At 51.8% G+C, this 10,864-nt stretch carries 15 protein-coding genes; 11 read left to right on the forward strand and 4 right to left on the reverse strand.

Annotated features, from left to right (window positions below; translation table 11 throughout):
• Positions 1–43: 43 nt before the first annotated feature.
• Positions 44–436 carry a hypothetical protein gene (locus tag M3090_RS09570; protein ID WP_249055625.1) on the forward strand — a complete coding sequence of 131 codons (393 nt, stop codon included), beginning with the start codon at positions 44–46 and terminating at the stop codon, positions 434–436.
• Here the strand turns inward: M3090_RS09570 and M3090_RS09575 are convergent.
• Positions 403–1,608 (reverse strand): multidrug effflux MFS transporter, encoded by a 1,206-nt coding sequence (locus tag M3090_RS09575; RefSeq protein ID WP_249055628.1) that lies wholly within the window; start codon positions 1,606–1,608, stop codon positions 403–405. The two genes, M3090_RS09570 and M3090_RS09575, sit on opposite strands and share 34 nt — an antisense overlap.
• Positions 1,609–1,859: 251 nt before the next feature.
• On the opposite strand from M3090_RS09575, the gene M3090_RS09580 reads away from it, so the two are divergent.
• Positions 1,860–3,125 carry a 3-phosphoshikimate 1-carboxyvinyltransferase gene (locus M3090_RS09580; protein ID WP_249055629.1) on the forward strand — a complete coding sequence of 422 codons (1,266 nt, stop codon included), beginning with the start codon at positions 1,860–1,862 and terminating at the stop codon, positions 3,123–3,125.
• Positions 3,126–3,131: 6 nt separating this feature from the next.
• On the opposite strand, the gene M3090_RS09585 is transcribed toward M3090_RS09580, so the two are convergent.
• Positions 3,132–3,800: a hypothetical protein gene (locus tag M3090_RS09585; RefSeq protein ID WP_249055631.1), complete on the reverse strand. Its 669-nt coding sequence runs from the start codon at positions 3,798–3,800 to the stop codon at positions 3,132–3,134.
• 655 nt (positions 3,801–4,455) lie between these two features.
• Here M3090_RS09585 and M3090_RS09590 point away from each other — a divergent pair.
• Genes M3090_RS09590 through M3090_RS09605 form a run of 4 tightly spaced genes read left to right on the forward strand, consistent with a single transcriptional unit; the run spans position 4,456 to position 6,388 of the window.
• Positions 4,456–4,881, forward strand: a complete 426-nt coding sequence (locus tag M3090_RS09590; protein WP_249055632.1) for a phospholipase — start codon at positions 4,456–4,458, stop codon at positions 4,879–4,881.
• A 12-nt stretch (positions 4,882–4,893) separates the two neighbouring features.
• Positions 4,894–5,733 carry a metal ABC transporter permease gene (locus tag M3090_RS09595; protein WP_249055713.1) on the forward strand — a complete coding sequence of 280 codons (840 nt, stop codon included), beginning with the start codon at positions 4,894–4,896 and terminating at the stop codon, positions 5,731–5,733.
• 6 nt (positions 5,734–5,739) lie between these two features.
• Complete coding sequence (tsaE, locus tag M3090_RS09600; RefSeq protein WP_249055635.1) at positions 5,740–6,168, forward strand: tRNA (adenosine(37)-N6)-threonylcarbamoyltransferase complex ATPase subunit type 1 TsaE; 429 nt, start codon at positions 5,740–5,742, stop codon at positions 6,166–6,168.
• A gap of 4 nt (positions 6,169–6,172) precedes the next feature.
• Positions 6,173–6,388, forward strand: coding sequence for an immunity 17 family protein (locus M3090_RS09605; RefSeq protein ID WP_249055637.1), 216 nt, complete (start codon positions 6,173–6,175; stop codon positions 6,386–6,388).
• Between the two features lie 34 nt (positions 6,389–6,422).
• Here M3090_RS09605 and M3090_RS09610 read toward each other — a convergent pair whose 3' ends face one another.
• Positions 6,423–6,854, reverse strand: coding sequence for a nucleoside deaminase (locus M3090_RS09610; protein WP_249055640.1), 432 nt, complete (start codon positions 6,852–6,854; stop codon positions 6,423–6,425).
• Between the two features lie 8 nt (positions 6,855–6,862).
• Entirely contained in the window at positions 6,863–7,096 is a 234-nt protein-coding gene (locus M3090_RS09615; RefSeq protein ID WP_249055642.1) for a hypothetical protein, read from the reverse strand.
• 84 nt (positions 7,097–7,180) lie between these two features.
• On the opposite strand from M3090_RS09615, the gene M3090_RS09620 reads away from it, so the two are divergent.
• The 5 genes from M3090_RS09620 (at position 7,181) to M3090_RS09640 (ending at position 10,840) form a co-directional block, all read left to right on the forward strand.
• Positions 7,181–7,549 carry a YraN family protein gene (locus M3090_RS09620; protein ID WP_249055645.1) on the forward strand — a complete coding sequence of 123 codons (369 nt, stop codon included), beginning with the start codon at positions 7,181–7,183 and terminating at the stop codon, positions 7,547–7,549.
• Between the two features lie 2 nt (positions 7,550–7,551).
• Positions 7,552–8,328, forward strand: a complete 777-nt coding sequence (locus M3090_RS09625; RefSeq protein ID WP_410553223.1) for a biotin--[acetyl-CoA-carboxylase] ligase — start codon at positions 7,552–7,554, stop codon at positions 8,326–8,328.
• Between the two features lie 40 nt (positions 8,329–8,368).
• Positions 8,369–8,773: a hypothetical protein gene (locus tag M3090_RS09630; protein WP_249055649.1), complete on the forward strand. Its 405-nt coding sequence runs from the start codon at positions 8,369–8,371 to the stop codon at positions 8,771–8,773.
• Between the two features lie 44 nt (positions 8,774–8,817).
• Positions 8,818–10,134: an MATE family efflux transporter gene (locus tag M3090_RS09635; RefSeq protein ID WP_249055652.1), complete on the forward strand. Its 1,317-nt coding sequence runs from the start codon at positions 8,818–8,820 to the stop codon at positions 10,132–10,134.
• Positions 10,135–10,273: 139 nt separating this feature from the next.
• Positions 10,274–10,840, forward strand: a complete 567-nt coding sequence (locus tag M3090_RS09640) for a helix-turn-helix domain-containing protein (protein WP_249055653.1) — start codon at positions 10,274–10,276, stop codon at positions 10,838–10,840.
• Positions 10,841–10,864 lie beyond the last annotated feature (24 nt).

Genomic DNA, 10,864 nt, shown 5'->3' on the forward strand with positions numbered 1-10,864 from the left:
AAATGTTTAACCAACCGTTCAATGAAGTAACCAAACCAAGCGTATGAAACAACGAATCACATCTGATTGTATCACCGCCCTCAAGCCGGGTGAGATATTCGTATTTGGCAGCAACCTGGAAGGTGCCCACGGTGGAGGCGCCGCCCTGCAAGCATGGCGCCAATGGGGTGCCGTGTGGGGGCAAGGCGCAGGCCTGCAAGGGCAGACCTACGGCATCCCAACCATGCACGGCGGGCCGGAGGCCATCCGTCCTTATGTGGACGAGTTTATTCGCTTTGCCCAAATGCACCCGGAACTGACATTTCTTGTCACTGAAATCGGGTGTGGCATTGCCGGATTTACCCCGCGGGACATTGCCCCTTTGTTCCGTCCGGCTGTAGATGTATCCAACATCTGCTTGCCTCAGCGCTTTTGGGATGTGCTGAACGAAAAATAAAGACGTACACGGCGACGCCCTAAAGCAATCAGTGCGCACGACAGGGACCCCAGCGAGCAGACAACAAAGGTCAGCCCCGTGGCATGCATAATATCACCCAATCCGACCAAAGGAGAAACGATGCCTCCCAAAGCAAACCCCATTGCACCCAGCAATGCAGAAGCCATGCCAGCATTGCTCCGCTGGCACTCCATAGCCAAGGCTGTAGTAGATGTAAAAGTCAGCCCCATGCCAAACAAAAGGGCGAACAACAACGCTTCGTACACCCAGAAGCTGCATCCATGCATCAAGGCCAGACATTCGGCCAAGGCCAGGACAAGCATGGCCACACAACCGGACAACGTGCTGCTTAGGGCTCGATGGAAACGGACAGACAACGCAGCCGCCACCCCGATGGCCATTGCATTGATGGCAAAACAAACGCTAAATACCAACGGAGAATAGCCATAGTGTTGCTGAATAATAAAAGGGGAAGAAGCGATATAAGCAAACAACACTCCTTGGGCAAAAGCAAATTGCAAAACATACGCCATATACTGACGGTCGCTCAATACCATACGAAAACTATGGAACATGTCGCTAAACCTGGCCATTGAGCAGCGCTCAGCCGGCAATGACTCGCGAAAACGATAACTGCACGCCAGCAGAATCACGCCCAATCCCAACAAAATGCAGAAAATGCCTTTCCAACCAATAAGATTGGTAAACACACCTCCTACAATGGGTGCGGCCACAGGGGCCACTCCATTAATGGCACCTATCACGGCCAACATCTTAGCCAATTCACGACCTGTAAACTTATCGGCTGCTACCGAACGAGAGATAACTATGCCTCCCGCGCCGGCAATGCCTTGCACCAGACGAAACGCCGCAAACTGAAAAATGTCTTGAGAAAACAAACACAGCAACGTGGATGCCAGAAACATCCACATCGCCACTATCAACGGCTTGCGCCGTCCGTAACGGTCACTCAAAGGGCCAAACAAAACCTGCCCCACTGCCAAACCAATCATGCTGGTTGTCAGTCCTAACTGCACTTGCGAAGAAGTGGCGCTGAAATATTCGCCCATCGAGGGTAAACTGGGCAAATACATGTCGGTTACAAACGGGCCGAATGCTGTCAACATTCCCAACAAAAGCAGCAAAAAAAACTTTGAATTTTCTTTTTTCATTTCGTTTTATTTTGAAGTAAAAACCATCTCTGGTTTCCCACCTATCGATTGGCACCTATATGTGCAACTGCGCATCGTGCAACAGAAAAAGGAATACCAGAACATGTCGTTATCATTTTTTCGCGGCAAAATTACCAAGGATTGCCCGACTGCTCTGCCCATGTTTTGCTTATTATTTCTAAACATTGTTACCAAGGTCGCCAAAGAATCCCTATTTTTGCAACCGGATAATTCATTAAACCCTCTTGAACATGCAATACCGACTTTCTGCTCCCGATACCCTGCAAGCCACCATCGGCCTGCCCGCCTCTAAAAGCATCAGCAATCGTGCGCTTATACTTCACGCCTTGTCTCAAGGCAAGTCACAGCTTTCCAACTTGAGCGACTGTGACGACACGCGCGTCATGATTCGTGCCCTGAATACTCCCCAAGGCACTATTGACATACAGGCAGCAGGTACAGCCATGCGCTTTCTTACCGCTTATCTGAGTGTGGCATCCGATAACTGCTGTCTGTTGACAGGTACAGAACGTATGCAGCAACGTCCCATCCGTATCTTGGTAGATGCTTTGCGCAGCCTCGGAGCGCGGATTGAATATGCCGGGAATGAAGGTTTTCCACCCTTGCGCATTACAGGCACAAGATTGACAGGCAACCAGGCGACACTGGCAGGCAATGTCAGTTCGCAATACATCTCTGCCTTACTGATGATTGGCCCGATGCTGCCGCAAGGACTGACGCTCCGGCTGACGGGACACATCATCTCCCGCCCTTATATCGAACTGACCCTGCAACTGATGCGCGATTTCGGCGCAAGGGTTGAATGGACAGCGGCAGACTGCATCACGGCCTATCCCGGTGGATATCAAGATGTATCTTATACCGTAGAAAGCGATTGGAGCGCCGCGTCATACTGGTACGAAATCATGGCGCTTTTCCGGGTGAAGAATAGAAAAGAGGGCAGGAGAGAGGATACGATAAAGATAGAACTGCCGGGATTGTTTGAGAAAAGTTATCAAGGTGACAGCCGTGGAGCCACCCTTTTCGCCCGCCTTGGCGTAAAGACCCAGTATACCCCTACGGGAATCATCCTCAGTTCTGGTGACACTCCCGTTTCCCGTCTGGAAGCCGATTTGATAGACATCCCCGACCTGGCACAGACTTTTGTGGTCACTTGTTGCCTGATGGATATTCCCTTTCGCTTCACCGGTCTGCAAAGCCTCAAAATCAAAGAAACCGACCGCCTGGCAGCGCTTATCAACGAACTGCGCAAACTGGGCTATGCTCTCACCTGCGAGGAAAACAGCACTCTTGCCTGGAATGGAGAACGCTGTCGCGCACATCAGGCACCTGTCATCTCCACTTACGAAGACCATCGTATGGCAATGGCTTTTGCGCCGGCTTGCCTGCTCGTTCCAGACCTTTGCATCGACAAGCCCGAAGTTGTTTCTAAATCTTATCCCTGTTTCTGGAAAGATTTGCAGAAGGCCGGATTTCACATCCAGGAAGATGCCTGATGGCGCTTATCCCAACAACCGGCTGATTTGTTTCTCCGAGACATCCGGCAATATTTTTCTAAGGTGTCTCTTTATCCGTTCGTAAGATTCTTCCGGACTTCTGTTGATATGGCAATTCTCTCGCCCCAACAGGCGCTCAGGAGTAGTCAACAAAGACCATCCCCAGCCATAGGACCGTCCGTGCTTGTCACGCGGATAAACGAAGTCTTCTGTCACGACGTAACCACCCATCTGCAACCGCGTAAGGAAAGCATCGAATTTGCTGCGCATCTTTGCTCCCGTAAACCCGCACAAAGCACGTAAATCACGCGTTATGATGCTTTCGTTCTCTTTCAATGTCAACAAAATGGCTTCCTCAATGCTCTCCGGTGCGGGATAAGGATTGCGATACCGGCGCCAGTTGCAGAAATCAGGCCACCAGTCTTTGGACACAAAACCGGCTTTTCCCATAAAGAATTTGCCATAAGCGCAAGCGCTTTCCCGGATGACCGGTCCTTTCCATTCCCAAAGCGGCCACTCCCAGCCACCATCCGGCAACGGTGTATACTGGCAATCTTCATCGACCACCTCTTCGGCCGACCAGCCCGTCAGGCCCATACGCAGTAATGGCAGGAAACCAATCTCATCTATGAAAGCCGTCAGCTCGGCACAAGTATGTATTTCCGGATATGTCATGGCGATTCTTTTATTTGCAACAACTATGATTATAGGTGCAGAAACCTAAATACATCGTAAAGTTACTTCATTGGTTTGAAGTTTCAAAGTCAAAACCAATATTTTAATCCTCAAAGCTTGTTTTAATCCTGTTTAAAATTCATTTTCCTGTCGTCCCGGGTGTTGTTCTCCACCGTTATCGGGTGAGCACAACAACATGACCGAAACTCAATCGGTAATAAGAGTTTGTTTCGGGATGAAAAGGTGCATTTCCACATTAGATGCAAGATAGGTAACTCAATTCCCCTCCTCCCCGGAGGAGGAGAATTAAGTCACCACGACTAAACTAAAATGTACAAATTCATCCTGCACAAAATTTAAAATTCATTTCCCTGTCATCCCGGGCGTTGTTCTCTTTCGCCAAACGGGGAGGCAAGAGGGGGCAACTTCGTATCTCCTCCCTACCTGGTCCTTGTCTATATACAGGGACGAGGTAGGGAGAAGGTAGGGAGCAAGTACGAATTTGGTAGGAGGGAAATCTCTTTTTTGCTTCCAGAAGTATGAATCGCAATTTACCTTCTCCATAAATTTCATTTCTCCCAAACAAAATGTATCTTTGTCCGCTCTTTCTGTCCAAAAGGGGAGAGGATGATTTGTTCGAAGAAAGGATAGCCGCATGTGGATACTCATCATAGCGTTACTGGCATTGGCTGTGTTTGCTGCTGTGGCAGGCATGGTGCGAAACAAAAAGTTGCAACAACAAGTGGAACGGGGCGAGATAGAGGCGCTGCCCGAAGTGAACCCGGTCGACATGGAGTGTTGCGGGCAGCACGAGGTGTGCGAAAAAGAAAGTCTGCTGGCTGCCGTGAGCAAAAAGATTGAATATTACGACGACGAGGAACTGGACCGTTATATCGGTACGCCTCCGGACGGTTATACGGCTGAACAGGAAGATGAGTTCCGTGATGTGTTCTACACCATGCGCGAGGAAGATGTGGCCGGCTGGGTACGCAGCCTTCAGTTGCGGGGCATCGCGCTGCCCGAAACGTTGAAAGACGAGGTATTCCTCATTATTGGAGAGCGGAGAAACGGAAAACAGTAGCAGAAAGAAATGATGGATTTATTGCAATATACTTTCATTCAGCATGCCCTTATCGGCAGCTTGTTGGCCAGCATTGCCTGTGGACTGGTGGGGACATACATCGTCACGCGGCGGTTGGTGTTCATCAGCGGTGGTTTGACTCATGCTTCGTTCGGAGGCATCGGATTGGGCTTGTACACAGGGGTGCCGCCCATACTGGCTGCGGCTGTGTTTGCCGTGCTATCGGCCTTTGGCGTGGAGTGGCTGAGCAAGCGTAAGGAGATGCGCGAAGATTCGGCCATCGCCGTGTTCTGGGCTTTGGGAATGGCGGTGGGGGTGATGTTCACTTTCCTGTCGCCGGGGTTCGCGCCCGATTTGTCGGCCTACTTGTTTGGCAACATATTGACCATCACGCGGGGCGATTTGCTGTTGTTGGGCTGTGTGGCCGGGGTATTGGCGGTGTTTTTCACGCTTTTCCGCCACCCGATTGTCTACGTGGCGTTCGACCGCGAGTTTGCCCGTTCTCAGGGGCTGCGGGTGCAGTTGCTGGAATATGTGCTGATGATGTTCATCGCTCTGACTATCGTGGCTTGCCTTCGCATGGTGGGCATTGTGCTGGTCATATCGTTGCTGACCATTCCGCAGATGACGGCCAATCTTTTCTCGCAACGTTTCGCGAGCATCGTCTGGCTGTCCATTGGCATAGGCTATCTCAGTTGCTTGGGCGGGCTGTACCTGTCCTTCCGGGAAAACATACCTTCGGGAGCGTCCATCATATTCTTCTCCATTGTCATCTATGCCGTGTGCAAGGTCGGGAAGAGTTTGTGGACATACCGCAGGCGTAAACAGAATATCATTCAAAAGAATATATAAAAGCATATGACTGAAATCAAGATTCAATCGCTGGAACAGATTCGCGAAGCGGCCCGCCAGTTTATCGGGCTGATGGGTGACCATACCGTTTTCGCTCTCTACGGAAAAATGGGAGCCGGAAAGACCACTTTCATCAAGGCTGTGTGCGAAGAGCTGGGGGTGACAGATATGGTCACATCGCCCACGTTTGCCATTGTCAACGAATATCGTTCGGACACGACGGGTGAGCTGATTTACCATTTTGACTTCTACCGAATCAAAAAGTTGGAAGAGGTGTATGACATGGGCTATGAGGATTATTTCTATTGCGGTGCCGTCTGCTTCATCGAATGGCCGGAACTGATAGAAGAACTGTTGCCCGGCGATACGGTAAAGGTGACCATCGAAGAGCAGCCGGACGGAGAGCGGTTCCTTACTGTGGAAAATCCGGACTGAGCGTATGGCCAGCCAATATATCATACAGGGCATTTTTGCCTTGGCAGGCAGCTTGTCCCTGCTGGCGGCATTGCTGGATTGGGACTGGTTCTTTACGGCGCGTAATGCGCAGTTCGTGGTGCGCAACGTAGGTCGTCGGCAGGCGCGTTGGTTCTACGGTGTATTGGGAGTGATTCTTATCGGAATGGCCGCTTTTTTCTTCACGCATACGGGGAAATAAGCAGAGGCCGGAAGCCGGTTGCCGTGTCCGATGTCTATCGTCGGGCGGCAAAAAACTCTTTCATCAGCCGGGAACATTCATCGGCCATGACGCCTTGGACAACCTCAGTCTTCGGATGCAGGGCTTGCGGGGCATAACGCCGATAGCCTCGTTTGTCGTCTTCCGCGCCAAAGACCAGCCGTTTCAACTGAGACCAGCCTATGGCTCCCGCACACATGACGCAAGGTTCGACGGTGACATACAGGGTACATTCGTTCAGGTACTTGCCTCCCAAGGCGGAAGCGGCGGCCGTGATGGCCTGCATTTCGGCATGGGCTGTAACGTCGGTCAGTGTTTCGGTCAGGTTGTGGGCGCGGGCAATGATACGGTCTTTGCATACGACCACGGCCCCCACAGGCACTTCGCCACGTTCGGCTGCCTGGCGGGCTTCGGCCAAAGCCTGTTTCATGTAGTAAGTGTCGTCCATCTTTTTTCTTACCTCCTCATATCGTGTTCCCCAAAGAGTGTGGGATAATCGTCTTCCATGTTCTTGTGAATAAATCCCAGGATAGTCTCCCGAAACCAGCGCGATTTGTTCGTAATCTTATAATGAGCCAGATAGCGGTCAACGATGCGCAACTCTTCGTCGCTCATCAGACAGACTATGCGCTGCTCGCGTTTCCGTCCGCACATGGCAGCTTTCGCACCGGTTTTGTTTCTTTTCCTCATAACGTTTGCAAATTTAAGCTTCCTTCGGCAATTACAAAACAGAAAAAGGCTAAATTTGCATCAGAAGAACAAAAAGAGAAGAATATGAGCGCACCCAATCTGCTCGGGAAGGCAGGCGAAGATGCCGCCGCCGACTATTTGATAAGCCAAGGATATGCCATCTGCGACCGTAACTGGAGGAAGAACCGTTTGGAGTTGGACATCGTGGCAAGTAAGGACGGCGTGCTGGTGTTCGTTGAAGTAAAGACAAGGCAGAATACGGATTTCCGCGAACCGCACGAAGCGGTGGATTGGAAAAAGATACGCCACATTGTAGTGGCTGCGGATGCCTACATCAAGTTGCATGACATAGAGGCAGACGTGCGCTTTGACATCATCGACGTGGTAGGAACAAAGGGACAGTTTCGGATAACTCACATCGAAGATGCTTTTGATTCACCCATATTTACTTGAACATGACAGAAATGACAACAACCTATTCATTCCCGCTCCTGACACTGGAAGAGACGGACTCCACGAACCGTTACCTGACACAGCTTTGCGACCGGGAACATGTGGCAGAATATACCACCGTTTGTGCTGACTATCAAACAGCCGGTAAAGGACAGCGGGGAAATACCTGGGAATCGGAACGGGGCAAGAACCTGATGTTCAGTTTCGTGCTATATCCTTCTTTCCTTGCCGCACCACAGCAGTTCCTTTTGTCGCAGCTCATTGCTCTGGCTGTCAAGGAAGAACTGGAGCGGCAGGCGGGAGGCTTCAGTATCAAATGGCCCAACGATATATATTGGGAAGAGAAAAAAATCTGTGGATTGCTGATAGAAAACGAATTATCAGCAGGTGGCATCGGGCGTAGCATCGCAGGAATTGGGGTGAACATCAACCAGGAGGTGTTTCGCAGCGATGCTCCCAATCCTGTTTCATTGAAGCAAATCACAGGTCGGGAGTACGACCGCGGGGAAATCTTGGCCGGCATCATGAGGCGTGTAAAGGACTATTACGAAGCTTTGCAACTTGCAGAGGCAGATGCCTGTGCTGCTGTGGCTGCCGACATAGCCGGACGCTATGCCAATGCGCTGTTCCGTCGCGAAGGATGGCATCTGTATGAAGACAGGGAAGGGCGCTTTGAGGCAAAGCTGCTGCGTGTGGAAAGAGACGGACGTTTTGTCTTGCAGGACAGGCATGGGCAGGAACGTGCGTATTTGTTCAAAGAAGTGGCGTATGTTTTATAAGTGACGAGGGTTATAATCTATTTTTTTACTCAGATTGTTTATGAAAAAACTATTCCATTGCATGCTTCTAATCGCTCTCTTGGCCGGATTGGGCGGCTGTGAAATCAAAGGCGGAGATTATCCGCCCGACAATGGAGGCGCTACGTGGCAACTTTGTAACCGGATGTGGGAAGGTTTGTACACGGATCAAGACGGCACGCAGATTGACCACCAAATCATTTTCTATCCCGACGGCACCGGAGAGGAGTCTTTGCTTTGCAGTTATTACGGCAAAAGTTGGGAAGAGTATTATGACTTCCATTGGTTCTGGGCGAACAGCGTGCTGAACTCCATAGCGCTGGATTATCGGGGCGGAGGAAGGCTTTACATGGATCACGTGTACATCGACTCTAATTACCTCTCATGCCTGCTGGGGGGGATATATGTCACTTTCCGTGGATATTGAACCAACGGACGGAACTTGCATCTTACAGAAATGTCTACTGATTCATGAGACCCATTGACAGACAGATTTTGCACATTGCCTTACCTTCCATCGTGAGCAACATTACTGTGCCTTTGCTGGGGCTGGTGGATGTCACTATCGTGGGGCATCTGGGCAGCCCTGCTTACATCGGGGCCATTGCCGTGGGGGGCTTGCTGTTTAACATCATCTATTGGGTATTCGGCTTTTTGCGCATGGGCACCAGCGGCATGACGTCGCAAGCCTATGGGCGGCAGGATACCGACGAGATGTGCCGGCTGCTGGTGCGTGCCGTAGGATTGGGCTTGTTGGTGGCTTCGCTGCTGATAGCTTTGCAAGCGCCCATCGTGCAGGCAGCTTTCTTGTTCATACATCCTACGGAAGAGATTCGTGAACTGGCTACGGCGTATTTCCGTATCTGTATCTGGGGGGCTCCGGCCATGCTGGGGCTTTACGGGTTGACGGGGTGGTATATCGGCATGCAGAACTCACGTATTCCCATGTTTGTAGCCATTACGCAAAATGTAGTGAACATAGCTGCCAGCCTGTCGTTTGTCTATTGGGGCCAGATGAAGGTGGAAGGGGTAGCTCTGGGGACGCTTGTGGCGCAGTGGGCCGGTTTCTTGATGGGAGCAGGACTGTGGTTCCGTCGTTACGGGAGTTTGCGCCGTTCTTTCTCTGGTTTGCAAGGGATATGGCAGCGCGAAGCCATGGCACGTTTCTTTGGAGTGAACCGCGATATCTTCTTACGCACGCTCTGTCTGGTGGCGGTGACGCTGTTTTTCACGTCGTCTGGAGCCGCTCAGGGGGAAATCGTCTTGGCAGTAAATACGTTGCTGATGCAGCTTTTCACGCTTTTTTCCTACGTGATGGACGGCTTTGCCTATGCCGGCGAGGCGCTGAGCGGGCGCTATATCGGTGCCGGCGACCGGAGTTTGTTCCGCGCCACTGTGCGGCGGTTGTTTGTGTGGGGAGCGGGCATGGCTCTCCTGTTTACGGTGGCCTATGCCTTGGGCGGCAATGTTTTTCTGGGGCTGCTGACCGACGAGCGCGAGGTGATAGCCGCTTCGGATGAATACTTCCTGTGGGCGTTAGCCATTCCTGCGGCGGGTGTGGCCGCTTTTGTGTGGGACGGGGTGTTCATCGGGGCCACCGCCACACGGGGGATGCTCCTGGCAATGGCGATAGCGGCTGCCTGCTTCTTCGGATTCTATTATGGACTGCGGGAGGCGTGGGGGAACCATGCTTTGTGGCTGGCTTTCGTCGTATATCTGTTCATGCGTGGAGCGGTACAGACGGGATTGGCTCGCGGGGTGGAACGGAGGTCGTTCGCAGACACATAGGCAGTGCACTTTTCTGAAATTGGCCTGAGCCCCCTGGCGGATATCCAGGTTTCCGGGAAGTCCGCTTCAAGAGAAATCTCCCGGAGAAAATCGGAGTTCCAAACTTTCTTCGTACTTTTGCAGAGAAAGGATTTTGCCTATGACCACTACCCTCCACATCAAGAACATGGTTTGTCCCCGCTGCATCCGGGCTGTGACAGATTGCCTCACGAGACTTGGCCTGCACCCGTTGTCCGTGGAATTGGGCATAGCCGTGGTCCGGGAAGAGGTAGACGATGCCCTCCGCATCCGTCTCCGCCAAGCCCTGGAGGCAGAAGGCTTCGAACTGCTGGAGGCACCGCGTGCCCGCTTGGTGGAGCAAATCAAGGATGCCGTCATCCAGCTGGTCCACTACCGCGAAGCGGCTCCCTCCGCCAATCTTTCCCACTACCTTTCCGAGCTTTTGCACAAGGATTACAGCACGCTGAGCAAAGCCTTCTCCGAAGAAACAGGCAGCACCATCGAACGATATGCCATCACCCAGAAAATAGAGTGCGCCAAAGAGTTGCTGACTTACGATGAACTGACACTGAACGAGATTGCCGACCGCCTGGGCTACTCCAGCGCCGCCTACCTGAGCACGCAGTTCAAGCAAATCACCGGCCTCACTCCCAGTGCCTTCAAGCGGTCGGAAGGCGGCAAGCGCAAGGGGCTGGACGAACTTTGAGCCTATCCGCCCTCCCTGCAACTT

Source organism: Bacteroides sp. ET71 (assembly GCF_023336905.1).
Lineage (GTDB): Bacteria > Bacteroidota > Bacteroidia > Bacteroidales > Bacteroidaceae > Bacteroides.